Raw genomic sequence first — 15,838 nt, forward strand, 5'->3', positions numbered from 1 at the left:
CCGACAACTTTACTGCAATTGTTCCCGTAATTAATTTATTATCGATGTAATCCATCTTCTACTACCTGCATAACAGTTCCATTTGGTTCGAAGATTACACGTAATGTTCCTTCGCCGCCATAACCGGTATAGCCGTATACTGAATACGATTTATATTTCTCAATCATACGTGGCTGTCCAATCGCAGCTTTTACTTGATTCGCAGGCATACCTTTTTTGATTTTCAAATAGTGATTATAGTCTACTTCCGCCGAATCGTTATTTACATCTTTATACCACGGTACGCGGTCGTTTTTTTCTTCATATTCCTTTACAGGTTCTTCACTGCTTTTCGTAGATACCTGACTCTCTTTATCCGCATCCTTTATAGCAGTGCGTTCAATATTAACAACGTAACCATATGTATTTAATTCAACCATAATTTCATATGTACCATCCGTATCCTTTTCAGTATAAAACACGCGTTTTTCCTTGTTATTATAATGTTTTATGTTCTCACCACCGTAGTCAATCTCGTTAAGGATATCCGTATATGTCATGCCTTCCTCAATCTTTTCGGCTTCGTCACGAGAAATATAACGCTTCTGTGACGATGTAGCGTCCTCATATTTAATGCTGTCACGTTCGCTCGTAGTCATAGGGGTTTCCTTCTGTTCTTTTAGTACTTCCGCTTCCGATTTCACTTGTTGCTTTGCTCCCGCTTTTGTTAACACGTCGGTATCGTTAGAACAAGCTCCAAATATTGATGCTGTAACCAACGTCATCCCTAATACCAGTACTTTCTTAAATGACTTCATTGTAATTCCTCCGGTAGTTTTTAATTTCTAGTAATCAGCGTATTTTAATTAATATGGAACGAGTCAGTTCTATACAATTCGATATAGCCTGCACCTTCATGCATCCTCTTTAGCCTTCTTCTTGCATATATTCGTTATCTTTGTCATGCTCTTTTTCTTTTTAGCGCAAAAGAAAAGACCTTCCTAACGATTTGGTTTCATCGCTAAGAAGGTCTTTATATGCAACCTACCCATTCAATTTCCACTTAGAATAAAGGGATGACAAAACTTAGCAATCTTCTGGCTTACCAGCATTCGATGCTGTACGGAAAGATGATCCGCATCCACATGATGCGATCGCATTTGGATTGTCGATTGTGAATCCGCCGCCAAGCATAGATTGCTTATAGTCAACTTTCACTCCCTTTACAATCGGAGCACTTTCTTTATCGATAACAAATTCAACACCGAAAAACTCAAGAACTGTGTCGTCTTCTTTTGGTTCTACTTCAAATCCTAAGCCGTAAGAAAGACCACTACATCCGCCGCCATGTACAGCAAGGCGCACGTACTTCTCTCCATCTTCAGCATCTTTTAACATATCTTTAATTTGAAAAGCTGCTTGTTCTGTTACTTCAATCATGAAATACACCATCCTTTCTGTTCTCATTCTATTATACATCTTTACGCTTCTATCTTGTACTCATACACTCCGCGACAAATTATTTCCGCAGGTCCTTTCATTAATACATTTCCTTCTTCTGTCCATGCGATCATTAAGTCGCCGCCTGCTAAGTGAACCGTAATTTCTTTACCGTGTTCCATTTTCCCATTTAAAATTGCCGCAACGACAGCTGCGCATGCTCCTGTCCCGCAAGCTTGTGTTACACCAGATCCTCGTTCCCAAACGCGGAAATTCATCTCTTCATCATTCAAAATCTCGATGAATTCAACATTCACTCGCTCTGGGAACATTTCATGCGTCTCAAGAACCGGTCCTAACGTTGTAAGAGGCGCTTTTTCTACATCATCAACAAAAATAACCGCATGTGGATTCCCCATTGAAACAGCTGTAAATGCATAACGGTGATTATTGTATAAGAAGTTTTCACGAATAAATGGTGTTTCTCCTTCACCAAGCATCGGTATCTCTTCACGTGTTAAACGAGGTGCCCCCATGTCGATTTTCGCTAATGTAACTTTGTCATCTTCTACCGTTACTTCTGCCGTAACAATACCAGCTAACGTTTCAATTGTGAAAACTTTACCTTCTACTAGTTTATGCTCATACGCATATTTCGCTACGCATCGTAAACCATTTCCACAGCTCTTTCCTTCTGAGCCATCGTTATTAAACATGCGCATTTTTACTGGTGCCACGTCAGAAGGACAAATTAAAATCATTCCATCTGCACCAATACCAGTATTAATATTTGAAACCTTTTCCGCTACAATTGCTAAATCTTCTTCTCTAATTTGTTCCTCAAACATATTTACATATATATAACTATTTCCAAGACCATGCATTTTTGTAAAAGAAAATTGGCTCATTTTTATTCACTCCAAAAATAATTTATTATTTCAAGTATAAAATGCATGCTTTTAGAACACAATATGAATGTCCCCCGTTTCTCATATTTGACAGTGTTTTGGCAATAAGCCGTTCTTACACAAATTGTGTAAGAAAAAAGCCCTTCTAAAAGGGCCTTTTTTTTTCGAAATAAACACTCCTAATAAAGTGAAACTTTAATCAGTGTGGGACGGGCAACAGGGCTTCAACCTAACTTCTTTGCTTCAGCTGAATTTTGAGGTGGGAGTCTTACTGCCCGCAAATAGCGGGATAAATGAAAAAAGAAAAACGTTGCCTGTTTGCAACGCTTTAAAACATTGGATTTTCATCCATATAATCATATACATTATTTACAAGTTCTTCTACTGTTGCACCTTGTACCACTTCACCATTTACAAGTGCAAATGGACCTTCAAAACAGATGCCACAATATCCTAAACAACCATATTCCATTACGTCTAAATTAGGATCTTTTTCTAATTTTTCTAAAGCTGCTTGCGAACCGCTTGCAAGGTTACCTACACAAAATTCGATTAATGGTTTAATCAAAACTCTCTCCCCCCTGTATCTCTAAACAAATTACCATTTACTTTATATGGTATGTGCATACCTAATTTGCGAAACGGATAAGTAACCCTCTCTACTTGTTACCATTCCACTTTATTTATAAGAAGAAAACTAAGCTGTTTCTTGTTGTTTTCGTTATATATTCTAAACTATTTAGTTACTTCACTATTTCACTTCATAATAGATGGTCTTCTTTATATAACATACTACTCATAATGAAATAGTAACTAGAAAATGAAAACCACTTACTTTACTTTTCTTCTTATTGTACAACAGAGTATTCATTCATGCATTGTTATTTGTTCACAAATTCGATATAATTTGATTGTGTAAAGTCAAAATATTTTATTAATATAAAATTGTATGATTAGGGGATATTTCAACAGAAAAGGGGTAATCCATCATGAAACACCTCGTAATACTAGGTGGCGGCTACGGTGGAATGAGAATTCTGCAGAGGCTACTTCCAAGCAACCAACTTCCAGATGATGTACAAGTGACATTAATCGACAAAGTACCATATCATTGCTTCAAAACTGAATATTATGCATTAGTTGCGGGTACTATTTCAGAAACACATATTCGTATACCGTTTCCCGAGCACCCACGCCTCAATATTCAATACGGCACAATAACAAATATTGATCTCGAAGAAAAAGCTGTTCATCTCGATGGCGGGGAAGCGATCCAATATGATGATTTAATTATCGGTCTTGGCTGTGAAGATAAATATCATAACGTTCCTGGGGCAAAGGAATATACACATAGCCTACAATCAATTGAACAAACACGTAAGACATATGAACAATTAAATAGCTTAGAACCAAATGCAACAGTAGCTGTCGTTGGGGCTGGTTTAAGCGGCGTTGAAGTGGCAAGTGAACTTCGCGAAAGCCGTTCAGATTTAAAAATCTATTTATTTGATCGAAAAGATAGAATTTTATTCCCATATCCAGAGAAATTAAGTAGATACGTAGAAGAATGGTTTGTAAAACATAAAGTTACCATTATACGAAACTCTGACATTACAAAAGTGGAACCAAACATTGTATACAACCATGATGAACCACTTGAATGTGATGCAATCGTCTGGACAGCTGGTATTCAAGCAAATGAAGTTGTTCGAAACCTTCCAGTTGAACAAGATGGTAGCGGACGGGTTGTTTTAACTGAATATCACAATATTCCAAATAATGAGCACGTTTATGTCGTAGGAGATTGCGCAGCACTTCCACACGCACCATCTGCTCAACTTGCTGAAGGTCAAGGAGAACAAATTGTCCAAATATTATTAAAACGTTGGAATAATGAACCCCTTCCTGATGAACTGCCTGTTATTAAATTAAAAGGTGTTCTCGGTTCTCTCGGCAAAAAACACGGATTTGGTTTACTAGCAAACCAACCATTAATGGGACGTGTACCGAGATTATTAAAATCCGGTCTTCTTTGGATGTACAAATATCATAACGGTTAATACTTTAAAGGCTGCCTACATAGTAGACAGCCTTTTTCTATTCATTTTTTGTAACTACTCAGTCATTCTATGAAAAACCGACAGAAAAGCATTTTTTTAAATGGCCGAGAGGGACTGGCTATGTATAGGATCCGTCAGTGCCTTTTCCTGCCACGCGCAAAGTTTTAAAACAAAGAAAAAAGATGTTCCTTCTAAAGAGACTTTATTTTTCTATTTTTCTCTCTTTTTGATACGATATAACTAGAATCAGAAAGGAGCAATTTATGTTTATATTAAAAGACATCACATATAAAGATATTCTACACATTCCTTATTTACAGATTCAAAAAGAAAAAACAACTTGTATTATCGGTGAAAGTGGTAGTGGTAAAAGCACATTACTTCGCATGTTAAACGATTTACAATCACCCACATCTGGCACAATTGAATATAACGGAAAATCTATTTTAGATTATCCTCCCATTCAATTACGCCGTGAAGTTGTCATGCTCGGACAAACTCCGCCTATTTTTGATGGAACAATTAAAGATAATTTATTAATGGGACTTCGATTTTCTGAAAAGCCATTTCCAAATGACGATGCCCTGCAAGGCGCATTAACGACTGTTAGCCTAGATAAAAAATTAGAAGATAACGCCTCTTCTTTATCAGGTGGCGAAAAACAAAGACTTGCTTTCGCTCGTATTATACTAATGGATCCGCCCGTCTATTTATTAGATGAACCAACTTCGGCACTAGATGGTGACACAGAACGCCGCGTTATGAAACAATTCACTCTACTGGCAAGAGAAAAGAAAAAAACAGTTATCTTCATCACGCACTCGCAACAACTTCCAGAAGAAATCGCAGACGATATTATTGAAATTAGTAAAACAAACGGTGCAACTAGAAAGGAAGTGCTATCAATTGAAGGGCGTTATTGAACTACAAATTTGGCAACTTGCAGCTGCATATATTTTCATCCTTATTTTAATCGGGCTTGTGAAATTAAAAGGAATACCGCGTGAGAAACAAATTACAATTGCTACATTACGTATGACAATTCAGCTCGTACTAGTCGCATATGTTCTTACATACATATTTGAAAATAGTAATCCGTTTTATACAATAGCTCTCATTACTTCTATTACTACCTTTGCGATTTTCAATATTTATAAACGAGTTAATATTCCAATGTCAAAAGAATTAAAACGAGTAGCCGCCCTCTCCATGATTGCTGGATCAATTGGCCCTCTTCTACTATTTATCTTTGTCATTATCGGACACGATCCTTGGTATGCTCCGCAATATATCGTTCCTATTGCCGGCATGCTAATCGGTAACGCTATGACAGGTATTTGCCTCGGGGCAAACACCTTTTTAAACAGTATGAAATCACAAAGAGACCATATTGAAGGGGCACTTATGCTTGGCGCAACTCCAAAACAAGCAGCTGCTCCGCTCATACGGGACGCTTTCGATTCTGCTATTTTACCAACAATTAATTCCATGGTCGGAATGGGAATTATAAGTCTTCCAGGCATGATGACAGGACAAATTTTATCCGGTGTATCACCATTTACAGCTATCCAATATCAAATTGCGATTATACTTGGCATTTCTGGAAGTACAGCTTTCTCTGTTATTATCTTCTTACAGCTTGGGTATAAAACGTTCTTTAATAAGCGGTGCCAGTTGAAAGAAGTTGAAGTACAATCATAAAAAAGACGCTCTGCAAGTTACTTACAGAGCGTCTTTTTTCTTTGCTAATCTTACGCTTTCTTAACGAACTGTGATTTTAACTTCATAGCTCCGAAACCATCGATTTTACAATCAATATCGTGATCTCCCTCAACTAGACGGATACTCTTTACTTTCGTACCAATCTTTACAACTGAAGAAGTTCCTTTTACTTTTAAATCTTTAATTACAGTAACAGCATCGCCATCTTGAAGAACGTTTCCGTTCGCATCTTTTACAACTTTTGCACCATCATTACTTTCAGCTTCCGCTTCTTGCCCCCACTCATGGGCACATTCTGGACATACGAAAAGAGCGCCATCCTCATACGTATATTCTGAATTACATTTTGGACAATTTGGTAAAGTAGCCATAAATTCATTTCCTCCGTTCATTATTTATACGTAAAAATCAAATCGAATTTTTACATGTCGATAAATAAAATTTGTATAGCATTTCTTTATACTGCCATAGTCTTACGTTATTGACAAGCCTACCTCAAATTCTCATTTTTTATTGTATTTTACAAAATTTCAATTCGTATGGTGTTTTGTGTTCACATTTTTCGTTAATTAGCTTATTCGACATGTACTTCTTCCATCCAGCTGCTTGTCTTGGATTTCACTACTATTAAGTGCTCATTTTCCCATTTTAGTTTGCCTAAAAATCTAGAATAGACTACTGCATTCCCTACTTCTTCTACGAGTAATTTATTTACTACTCTTAGCCCTTTATCGTTATACACTTCACACATTAGCTGAAATCCTTCCGAACGATGAATTCCTTTTAATATAGCCGTTTTCTTTCGACTTGGGCTCTTCTTCGGTGTTTTATCCACTAAAAACACAATCTCGTAATTCTCTTTCTCTATTTCTTGAAGCGCTTCATTCACATACTCTTTAATCATTTCTAATGATATTTTTGAATACTTTTCAATAGCTGGCACGACATAGAGGTAAACCAACTCACAAAAATGCTTATACTTCTCCTCAACTGATTCCAAATTTAAAAATTGCATATAATCATAAGGCACGGATATACAAATCTCCCCTAGGACCTCATGTAGTTCATAAGAAATATCTTTATTAGGATTTGCTAGACAGTAGATATCAATATTTTCTACATTTTCTAATCCAAGATCCCACTTACTTAATTCCTTTGAAAAAATCAATTCAAAAATTCTCATTTCATGTAATCGATTATAATGTTTTTTAGGACGTTTCTTAGCCCAATCATAAAAATGTACATCCATCATACTCTCTTTTCCTCCTAATATTATTTACTTTTCTAATATATAAAAAGAAGAACCCTCACAAGATTCTTCTTTTCAAAATGAACGAGCTCTCTCTAGAAACTCCAACTATTCTCTTCAATGTAAAATTGATATTCTTCTAACTCTTCTTCACTTAACTTCTTATTATTCTCATATACTTCTTGCCATTCAAAATAGTCTTCACTAAAATAAACAGCAAATTTAATTTTTATATTTTTCTTCTCTTCATAATCATAACCAGTAAACTCTACTACGTCATAATCCTTTTCTTTCTTTACAAACTTCCAAGTTGGATTATCATTCATAACCTCTAAAGTAAATCCTTCATCACTTGAACGAACAACATTTTTTATATTCGGCTCAGTTGGTAACAAGGAGAGTCCGAACGTGGCTACCCCAAATACTATCCCTACTATAACTTGTAAACCAATCATACCAGCAAAATTAGCACCACCCTTTGATTGTAAGTAATACGCCTTCTCATGATCAAGCGTATCTTCTGCTTTATGTAAAATACGAACAGCGTGCTTATAATATAAACGGTTTCCTTGCCATCCAGTAAATATCATCATTACTAATTGAAAAGCTAAACTAATTGATAAAAAAATCCCATCCGGAATGTCTATAAAAGGGGCTACAAGTACACTAGGTACCGATAATAATGTAAGTATAATAAACAACTTATACATTTTACGATAAGCTAACCAAAAAGTTGGAAAGAAAAAGGCTACCCAATTCCACGTATTCCCTTGCGCTGTGTTTTCTACTTTGCCCCATTTAAAGTCATAATAAGCTGTATTCTTTTGAACAACTTTATGTAATTCTTGCGGAGAAATTGTTTCTTGTAAAACAGTGTCCTTCACGTACATCATCCTTCTCTTATTTCTATATAACTTTATTGTATATCTATAAAAAGAAGGAATCTAACAAAAAATAGTTATATTTCATAAAAATGAACAAAAATCGAATACATTCCGACAATTATCCATTCTATATTCCATTTTACTATTAAATATATTAGAATACTCATATATAAGACATTTAATACACTATGTTAAACATCTTGTATATTCGCAAAAAAGGATGTATCAAAATCATTTTGACACACCCTTCTCCTATTAAACTACTATTGTAATATGACCTAGCCTAAAATCTCGACTTAAGAGACTTCACAAATTAGCTCTCTACTATTTCAAACATATTTCCACTTACACAACTATCCCACATTACCCTTCACTTTCTCAATAACATCTTCTATACGCTTAGCTATACATTCTGGCTCCCAATCTCCCTCACCATGCATAGCTGTATAAACCGGACAATTCTCATCATTACTATCTACAAAGATCGGGTCTCCGAGATACGAATCTATCCCAATTACAATCCACCCGTCTTTCCAATCTCCCTCTTCATTTCCGACTAAGCTTTGCCCTCCCTCATCAAAGCTATAACCAAGTTGTCCTTCTTCTATTTCTTCACTATTAAATAATTCGATTGTCATAGGTTCAAATTCACACTCTAACTCAATTTCATTATCCTCAGCGCGATCTATATATGCTAACAGTTGTTTAATTTTATTGTGGTTAATCATAATATCTTCCCCCTCTATTGCGCAATTTTTTAATTAACTATAATATACAAAATAAAGTTTATAAAACTATTATTTGAGGTGACCAAATATGAAGACTACACTTTGGGCAGAAGATGACTATTTAAAATTAGCACCTATTAACGACGAACTAATAAAAAAAGCAGAAGAAGTACTAAACGTAAAGCTCCCAGAATCGTACATAAATCTTCTAAAAGAACAAAACGGAGGAACTCTTCGATTAGATGCTCACCCTACTTCAGAGCCAAATTCTTGGGCAGACGATCACGTTAATGTTTCTGGATTATATGGCATTTCTTTTGATGAAAATGAGTCTAGTATTTTAGAGAGCCATTATTTAATTCAGGAATGGGACATGCCTGAGAATATCGTGCTTTTATCTGGTGACGGACATACGTGGATTGCACTAGACTATCGAAACGTAGCCGAAAACCCTCCAGTTATATTTATCGATAATGAGTTTGAGGAAATTATTGAATTAGCACCTAATTTTGAAAGCTTCTTACAAAACTTAACTACATACGATTATGATGAAGAATAAACCTATCTCTAAAGGAGTACACACTGGTGCAAGATTTCATTATAAATTTACACGCTGCTTTAAAACCACTTGGATTTAAGAAGAAAAGACATACATTTTCCAAAGCTGATAACGGATTTTATAAGATCATTCATATACAAAAAAGCCAGTTTGGAGATGATTTCTATATAAATATAGGTGTTCATCCAATTGGTCTCCCGCAACTTATTACGGACCAATTACAAGTAAAAGAAAACATCTCAATATTCGATTGCATTCTACGAACAAGGATAGAGCCTATACATATGAAACAGAACCAGTTATTACATAATGTTTCACATGAAACTATCGACATTCCGAATTACCTTTCTACTATTTTCGACTGGTTTCAAACGTGGGCTTCATATAAAAATTTAATAAAAACAACTATACATTCCATAACTCCTGTACTAGCTGTCGTTCCAATATTACAAGAAAAAACATTTTTGCTTCTTACCTGTTTCTCTTTCTACAAATTAAAACAGTACGAACAAGCTAATCGCTACTTACAGCAATATTTATATTGCTCTGTGCATCTTAATAACAAGGAAAGAGAAACAGTATTCTTTCATGAAGTTGATATGTATATGAAAAAACTAGTAGAAAACGCAATATAACTTCACATTGTGCTTTCTACTAGTGCTTTATATTCCTCTTGTAACTTTTTAAATTGTTCTTCATACTTTTGCATCTTCACCGCATCCGTTTTCGAATTAAGGAATGGTCTTCTTCTCCCAATCACCATTATATTTTTCCCTTCTATTGCATCGTTCATATATACGTAAGGTTTAAAAAACTTACATTCCGTATATAGCAATGCTACAGATAGTTTTGCATACTCTTCCACTTTAAATTGATTAGATAAACTTAACTCTCGCAAATTTTTTAATTGTATTAAAGGTTCTAACGAATCATCTTTAACCTTTAAGTTCATAAGAGTAAGCTTTTTCAAATGTTGTAATGCAGCGAGTGGTTGTAAAGTTTGTACTTTCATCGTTGTATTTATCCCACCACCCATGTAAAAGGTATTGAGTTGCGGACACTTACTTAAAGCAGTTAAATCTTCTAGCTTAGAAAAATCATCAATTAGTAAGGATTTGAGTTTTTTATTATACGCAATATCCCATAACGTCTTCGCTTTTGTATTCCAGCACATATACAACTGTTGTAAATCAGATAATTTTTGAAGGCTACTTAAATCCTCGATCCTCATTTCGTAAACGTACAATATATTTGGACGAGCGTACGTAAGAATATGCTCAAATTGCTTTTGATTTACTGCGAAAACCCATAACTTCTTAACTTGTAAAGATGCTAATCGTTCTATATTTTTTGTTTTCCCCTCAATCGCTAATTCTTCTAAACTAGCAGTAACATTTTCCAAGTCCTTTATAATCCTCGGCTGCTCACCAATTGGAAACATTATATCCCCTCCTACAACGCCCAAGTAATATTCATTTCTTCAAACGACTCCTTACTCACTTCCAACCCTTCGCCATCATTCGTTTCAATCATCGCTACCTCTTCTTTAGACAACATAATTTTCTCGTTTGGATTTTTGATTTTTCTCTCATACACGAGTTGTAAAAGATCCATTTGCTCCTCTGTCAGTTCATACTCTTCTTCCAATCTTTCTATTGCAGATTCCGTATCAAGTAATGGGATTTCTAATAAGAATCCACCGTGCTCTTCCATCTCTTCAAATGAATCAATTGAATATGCACCGCTATCCTCAATCCAAAATGCCGTCGTAATGAAAGGAACTGTTTCCCCCTCTACCTCTTCTAATACGTATTGGAGTGCTTCTTCTTTAGCAATTTCTATCACTTCCGAAGGTGCCCCTTCAAAATAAATTTCCGCATCAATCCACTCATCAATTCTCTCACTATTCACATCTTGAAGACATACGATTGTGTACTTCGAATCAAAAGTAATTGTCCCTCTTCCGCCTTGACTATCTTGCATACTATAGTTAAATCCATCCCATGAACTTTCATGTGAGAAATCAGGAGCATGTGCTACAAAAATTGCATCTGCAATCGACTTTAAGATGCAACCTCTCCATAATTGTTCTTTGTCTATATGTAATTTATATTTACTCATCGTCTTCCCCCATACACATATTTTTTCTATTATCTTTCCTCTACATAATATTCTACCTACTGCAAAATAGGAAAGACGCCCTTTTCAAAAAGGCGTCTTTTTACATTTGAAAATTTACTAATATAAAAAATGAATTATTTAATAAATGAATTCCCCATGGAACGAGTAAATTATTTGTTTTCTTATATGTGTAGGCTAAACATACACCTATACCAAAAATATATAACATACTACCTAAAGTAAGGGGATGACCTAAAGTAAATATAAAAGCACTTATAACAATACTAGTAAGTGTAGAGAAGCGCTGAGATAATTTCGTGAAAAATATCCCCCGAAATAAAAGTTCTTCCCAAATCGGTGCAAAAATGGTGAGTACAACTACGTATAAAATGATTTCACTTATAGTAGGCTCTATTACTATATTTGACTCATCCACACTAAGCCCATGTGGTAAAACTACATTTAATACCGCAAGATATATAAGCAGTATGATCATCGTCATTACTATTGTTACATAATGTTTAAAATTATTGAACTGTAGTGATTTTACTAGCTGTGAACAATACTTTCTTGCTGGTGCATACATTACAATAATCGTACAAAACGTAAAGGGTGGGATAAGATGGTCTACATACCATGGATATAATGAGGAGTCATATAAAAAGTTCAAAAAACCCATTCCATGCATTACCCCAAAAGTAATTATTATAATGCTAATTACTTCGAGCATACTCATTTGTATATTCTTTTCTTCATATGTAGCTAATTCTGTGTTCATCCTATCTCCTCCAGTATAATTAAACCTTTTAAACCATTATATACCAATTTTAACACAAAAACAGACGATACAATTTACTGTATCGTCTGTTTTTCCCCCTACCATTTCTCTCTACATGTTTCAATTAAATGCAGCAAATACTGCTTCGTCATATCAGCCCTTCTCCACCTTGAGATTATTCGCTTTTCTTTTGGATTATGCCGCATTCGCTCTACTTCCCTTAATAAAGGATCCCACTTATGAGAGTAAAGTTCCAACATGTATTGTAATCCTCTATCTTTTGAAACAATTGTTTTATGTTCTAACGTATATAAAATACGTCCCATCGTAACGACAGCTGATTCTACCCATTCTTCTATGAAAAATAAATAAGGACGCTTCGCTTTTTCAAACCAGTAATGTTCTACGTTGTATTTCATTGTATTTACTACATCGTCCCACTTTATTTGAAAGGAAAGGTCTTCTACTTCTTTCCCGCTAACTGTAATACCTTGATTTTTCAATGTCCACCATGTGACCGCGTTAATATCCCAATGACCAATATCAGCCTTACCATCTGCACAATACACGTACTCATTTATTTCATGATTGTATTTCCCTAAGTCAGCAAGCGGAATATACATACCATCCATTCTTTTACCTAACGTACTCTTACTAAGTTTCTTATGAAGTTCTACAAGTTGCTGTTTTTCAGCTTCATTCACAGAATCACTTATTACTGTAATAAAATCAACATCGCTCGTTTCTGCATGAAATGCACCGAGTGCAATGGAGCCGTAAATATATACCCCGACTATTTTTTCATCTAAAAAAATTTCTTTTAATTCTACTGTGTACCGCTCCATTAATTGCTTTACTTCTTCTGGTAAAGCATGTTTTATTCCATTCTCCACATCTATCCCTCCATAAAAAAAGCCTTCGCAAATTCGCAAAGGCTTCATGCATTATAAATATTTCTCGATTTCTTCATAAACATCCTTCAAACGTGGATTTCCTTCTCCAACGATTTCACCATTTACAAGAACGACTGGATAAAATAGATCTTCCTCCACTACTCGCTCTGCGAATGCTTTTTTATCTTCATCTTCTTGTTCTTCTTGAAAATCAATATACTCAAACTTAAATTTATTTTCTTGTCCTTCATATTTACGACCAATCGCCGCTTGTAACCACTCAAACGTTTCTGTTGAAGATGGCATTCCGACGCAGCTCGCACAAATTACTTTCGTCCCATACACTTGCACATTAACCATTTCTTCTCCCCCGCTTCTCGTTCTAACAGTATATTCAGATGTCTTATTTCATAAGCACATCATTTTACAAATTTATTCTATACCCCTATACTGAAAAAACACGTTGTACACATGATACAATATTTCGACAATAAAACAAGAAGAGAAAAAATAGATTTTCCCCTCTATCTTGATTATAATAAAACTGATGAAAGGAGTCGATAAAAATGGAAAACCCACATATGGAAGAACAAGTACTAGAAGTATTAGATAAATTACGTCCATTCTTACTTCGCGATGGCGGAGACGTTGAATTAGTAGACATTGAAGAAGGTATCGTAAAATTACGCCTTATGGGTGCTTGCGGAAGCTGCCCAAGTTCTACAATCACACTAAAAGCTGGTATCGAACGCGCATTACTTGAAGAAGTACCAGGCGTTATTGAAGTAGAACAAGTATTTTAATTAAAAGCGGAAGCGGCTCGTCCAAAATGTGAAGAGGATGGAGCTTCTGACATAGAGGCGCTTTTTGCCTCGGCGGAAGAAGCGAAGCCACCGAACATTTTAGCCGCTGGAGCTAGATAATATCTAAAAGCGGAAGTGGCTCGTTCAGAACAGAAGGTCATTGGAGCTAGACATTATCTAAAAGCAGAAGCGGCTCGTTCAGAATCGCTTCCTAGAAAGAGACCCAAATGGGTCTCTTTTTTTATTCAAATAACACTTCCCCTTTAACATCATAAAACAAAATTGGAAATCCTTCTCAAAAAGTGCGATAATTAATACTATAGAATCGTTCACACATATACAGAAAAAAACATAGGGGGACGACACATGCCAAGAATGGGGAACACTTTCTTAACAATTCAAGAACTAGAAAAGAAAAAAGAGTATTTATTAGACCTTTCATCCGTTATACCAACATGGAATGCAAATTATCAATTTTTATTTAAAGAAATCCAGCAAGAATTATTGAGTAAAGTAAATGAAAAAATCGAAAGACATCAATTCATTTTAAATATATGTGCAGATCAACAGGTAGGGGCATAATGTATTACATACAATTGTGATATATAAAAAAGAGACCTCACCCGGTCTCTTTTTTCATTTTAAGATAGCCAATCTAATTTCCTAATGCCTAACTTATCAACAGGTAAACGAAATGACTCGTAAAAATGATTCATAAATTGCTCAGTGCGCTTCACATCATGTAAAATGATTTCTAAACGGGCTCTATATATGCCTTTTTGTTCTTCGTTTCCTGTTTGATAATATCGTTCAATCGTTTCAAAGTAGTGAAGCGGGAACAGAAGCCTTGCGAATAATAAGCGCCAACCAAATGAAGAGAGCGAATAATTACGTTCATAATCTGTAATGAATTGAACTACCGTTTGCTCCCAATCTTTCTTTTTTTCTATCATCATATAGCGAATACATTCTGCTATATCTCTACTTGGGTGATCATATACCCAATCAAAAGGAAGTTTTAAACGCTTCGTTTGCTGCCATAATAAAGGTGTAAATCGTTCTTGGCAAATTGTTGCTGCGTCAGTTATTTGTGGTGTATCGTCCATTTCTGTATCGACAACATATTGAATTGCATTTTCTGCAACTCCTAAGTAATACGGGAAGGATTCAATAAACAATTGATCGAATACGTCTGAAGGATGGTTCATCACTTGCGATTGCCAAAACCTTTCTAATTGGTCGAGCCTTTTTTCCCATAATGCTTTCCATTCACCAATGCGGCTTAATTGCTCAACTTCTTCTGGAAAGAATGCGCCACGTTTATGAAATATAGAAAGCTCACTTCCTAATGATGTAGCATGTCGCTCTAACATACGCATACCTTTTAATAAGCAGTAATTTTTTTCTTCTATCTCACTTACATAGTAGCCGTGTATAGTCGGAACGAAAGTCGACACAGTTATATCCCCTTGCTGGTTCATATAATCACTGAGCTTTTTCATCTCTACAAGTACTTCTTCCTCCATTTCTCCAATTGGAACAAGTACATAAATTTTGTTGCGAATCCAAAAGCTTTTATAGGGGCCAAGGGGGATTAATTCTTTAACATGCATGTGATAATGCTCATAAATATGCTGAATCATCGCAGTCGCCACCTATGGTTTTTCTTTATATATATGAGCTTGTGCTCGCCTTTCATTCCTATGCACATGAT

General features: G+C 35.3%; 21 protein-coding genes. 7 read left to right on the plus strand and 14 right to left on the minus strand.

The window, feature by feature from the left end; all coding sequences use genetic code 11:
• Nucleotides 1-38 precede the first annotated feature (38 nt).
• The 4 genes from MHH66_RS24675 to MHH66_RS24690 form a co-directional block, all read right to left on the minus strand.
• Complete coding sequence (locus tag MHH66_RS24675; protein ID WP_078185125.1) at nucleotides 39-797, minus strand: hypothetical protein; 759 nt, start codon at nucleotides 795-797, stop codon at nucleotides 39-41.
• A gap of 268 nt (nucleotides 798-1,065) precedes the next feature.
• A complete protein-coding gene (locus MHH66_RS24680; protein WP_002034566.1) occupies nucleotides 1,066-1,419 on the minus strand; it encodes a HesB/IscA family protein in 354 nt (117 codons plus the stop codon).
• Nucleotides 1,420-1,460: 41 nt separating this feature from the next.
• Nucleotides 1,461-2,327: a diaminopimelate epimerase gene (gene dapF, locus MHH66_RS24685; protein ID WP_002015893.1), complete on the minus strand. Its 867-nt coding sequence runs from the start codon at nucleotides 2,325-2,327 to the stop codon at nucleotides 1,461-1,463.
• Nucleotides 2,328-2,655: 328 nt separating this feature from the next.
• The gene (locus MHH66_RS24690; RefSeq protein ID WP_002015892.1) at nucleotides 2,656-2,895 is read right to left on the minus strand and encodes a YuzB family protein; all 240 of its coding nucleotides are present in this window, start codon (nucleotides 2,893-2,895) and stop codon (nucleotides 2,656-2,658) included.
• Nucleotides 2,896-3,316: 421 nt separating this feature from the next.
• On the opposite strand from MHH66_RS24690, the gene MHH66_RS24695 reads away from it, so the two are divergent.
• From MHH66_RS24695 to MHH66_RS24705, 3 genes are all read left to right on the plus strand, one after another.
• Nucleotides 3,317-4,387 carry an NAD(P)/FAD-dependent oxidoreductase gene (locus MHH66_RS24695; protein WP_078185124.1) on the plus strand — a complete coding sequence of 357 codons (1,071 nt, stop codon included), beginning with the start codon at nucleotides 3,317-3,319 and terminating at the stop codon, nucleotides 4,385-4,387.
• A 263-nt stretch (nucleotides 4,388-4,650) separates the two neighbouring features.
• Nucleotides 4,651-5,310 carry an ABC transporter ATP-binding protein gene (locus MHH66_RS24700; RefSeq protein WP_002034567.1) on the plus strand — a complete coding sequence of 220 codons (660 nt, stop codon included), beginning with the start codon at nucleotides 4,651-4,653 and terminating at the stop codon, nucleotides 5,308-5,310.
• Nucleotides 5,294-6,088 carry an ABC transporter permease gene (locus MHH66_RS24705; RefSeq protein ID WP_002129719.1) on the plus strand — a complete coding sequence of 265 codons (795 nt, stop codon included), beginning with the start codon at nucleotides 5,294-5,296 and terminating at the stop codon, nucleotides 6,086-6,088. The genes MHH66_RS24700 and MHH66_RS24705 overlap by 17 nt, the downstream gene beginning before the upstream one ends.
• A gap of 50 nt (nucleotides 6,089-6,138) precedes the next feature.
• Here MHH66_RS24705 and phnA read toward each other — a convergent pair whose 3' ends face one another.
• The 4 genes from phnA to MHH66_RS24725 form a co-directional block, all read right to left on the minus strand.
• Nucleotides 6,139-6,480: an alkylphosphonate utilization operon protein PhnA gene (gene phnA, locus MHH66_RS24710; RefSeq protein WP_002089332.1), complete on the minus strand. Its 342-nt coding sequence runs from the start codon at nucleotides 6,478-6,480 to the stop codon at nucleotides 6,139-6,141.
• A 203-nt stretch (nucleotides 6,481-6,683) separates the two neighbouring features.
• Complete coding sequence (locus tag MHH66_RS24715) at nucleotides 6,684-7,361, minus strand: hypothetical protein (protein WP_063218119.1); 678 nt, start codon at nucleotides 7,359-7,361, stop codon at nucleotides 6,684-6,686.
• 92 nt (nucleotides 7,362-7,453) lie between these two features.
• Nucleotides 7,454-8,248 (minus strand): DUF2628 domain-containing protein, encoded by a 795-nt coding sequence (locus tag MHH66_RS24720; RefSeq protein WP_063218118.1) that lies wholly within the window; start codon nucleotides 8,246-8,248, stop codon nucleotides 7,454-7,456.
• Nucleotides 8,249-8,595: 347 nt separating this feature from the next.
• Entirely contained in the window at nucleotides 8,596-8,970 is a 375-nt protein-coding gene (locus MHH66_RS24725) for a hypothetical protein (RefSeq protein ID WP_063218117.1), read from the minus strand.
• Between the two features lie 88 nt (nucleotides 8,971-9,058).
• On the opposite strand from MHH66_RS24725, the gene MHH66_RS24730 reads away from it, so the two are divergent.
• Together MHH66_RS24730 and MHH66_RS24735 are read left to right on the plus strand one after the other, a co-directional pair.
• Nucleotides 9,059-9,529, plus strand: coding sequence for an SMI1/KNR4 family protein (locus tag MHH66_RS24730; protein ID WP_063218116.1), 471 nt, complete (start codon nucleotides 9,059-9,061; stop codon nucleotides 9,527-9,529).
• A gap of 26 nt (nucleotides 9,530-9,555) precedes the next feature.
• Nucleotides 9,556-10,164 (plus strand): DUF4304 domain-containing protein, encoded by a 609-nt coding sequence (locus tag MHH66_RS24735; protein ID WP_063218115.1) that lies wholly within the window; start codon nucleotides 9,556-9,558, stop codon nucleotides 10,162-10,164.
• 2 nt (nucleotides 10,165-10,166) lie between these two features.
• On the opposite strand, the gene MHH66_RS24740 is transcribed toward MHH66_RS24735, so the two are convergent.
• The 5 genes from MHH66_RS24740 to MHH66_RS24760 all read right to left on the minus strand — a co-directional run bounded on the left by MHH66_RS24740 (nucleotide 10,167) and on the right by MHH66_RS24760 (nucleotide 13,681).
• Entirely contained in the window at nucleotides 10,167-10,970 is an 804-nt protein-coding gene (locus tag MHH66_RS24740) for a hypothetical protein (RefSeq protein WP_063218114.1), read from the minus strand.
• An 11-nt stretch (nucleotides 10,971-10,981) separates the two neighbouring features.
• Nucleotides 10,982-11,650, minus strand: coding sequence for a hypothetical protein (locus MHH66_RS24745; RefSeq protein WP_063218113.1), 669 nt, complete (start codon nucleotides 11,648-11,650; stop codon nucleotides 10,982-10,984).
• A gap of 100 nt (nucleotides 11,651-11,750) precedes the next feature.
• A complete protein-coding gene (locus tag MHH66_RS24750) occupies nucleotides 11,751-12,428 on the minus strand; it encodes a CPBP family intramembrane glutamic endopeptidase (protein WP_012261923.1) in 678 nt (225 codons plus the stop codon).
• 98 nt (nucleotides 12,429-12,526) lie between these two features.
• Nucleotides 12,527-13,321: a nucleotidyltransferase domain-containing protein gene (locus tag MHH66_RS24755; RefSeq protein WP_078185123.1), complete on the minus strand. Its 795-nt coding sequence runs from the start codon at nucleotides 13,319-13,321 to the stop codon at nucleotides 12,527-12,529.
• Between the two features lie 51 nt (nucleotides 13,322-13,372).
• Nucleotides 13,373-13,681: a YuzD family protein gene (locus tag MHH66_RS24760; protein WP_000248586.1), complete on the minus strand. Its 309-nt coding sequence runs from the start codon at nucleotides 13,679-13,681 to the stop codon at nucleotides 13,373-13,375.
• Between the two features lie 206 nt (nucleotides 13,682-13,887).
• Between MHH66_RS24760 and MHH66_RS24765 the strand changes: the two genes are divergently transcribed.
• The gene (locus MHH66_RS24765) at nucleotides 13,888-14,124 is read left to right on the plus strand and encodes a NifU family protein (RefSeq protein WP_000431158.1); all 237 of its coding nucleotides are present in this window, start codon (nucleotides 13,888-13,890) and stop codon (nucleotides 14,122-14,124) included.
• Between the two features lie 366 nt (nucleotides 14,125-14,490).
• Nucleotides 14,491-14,706, plus strand: coding sequence for a carbonic anhydrase (locus tag MHH66_RS24770; protein WP_078185122.1), 216 nt, complete (start codon nucleotides 14,491-14,493; stop codon nucleotides 14,704-14,706).
• A gap of 59 nt (nucleotides 14,707-14,765) precedes the next feature.
• On the opposite strand, the gene yutH is transcribed toward MHH66_RS24770, so the two are convergent.
• Nucleotides 14,766-15,767: a spore coat putative kinase YutH gene (yutH, locus tag MHH66_RS24775; RefSeq protein WP_002089339.1), complete on the minus strand. Its 1,002-nt coding sequence runs from the start codon at nucleotides 15,765-15,767 to the stop codon at nucleotides 14,766-14,768.
• Between the last annotated feature and the right edge of the window lie 71 nt (nucleotides 15,768-15,838).

The organism is Bacillus sp. FSL H8-0492 (genome assembly GCF_038006145.1).
Classification (GTDB): Bacteria; Bacillota; Bacilli; order Bacillales; family Bacillaceae_G; genus Bacillus_A; species Bacillus_A mycoides.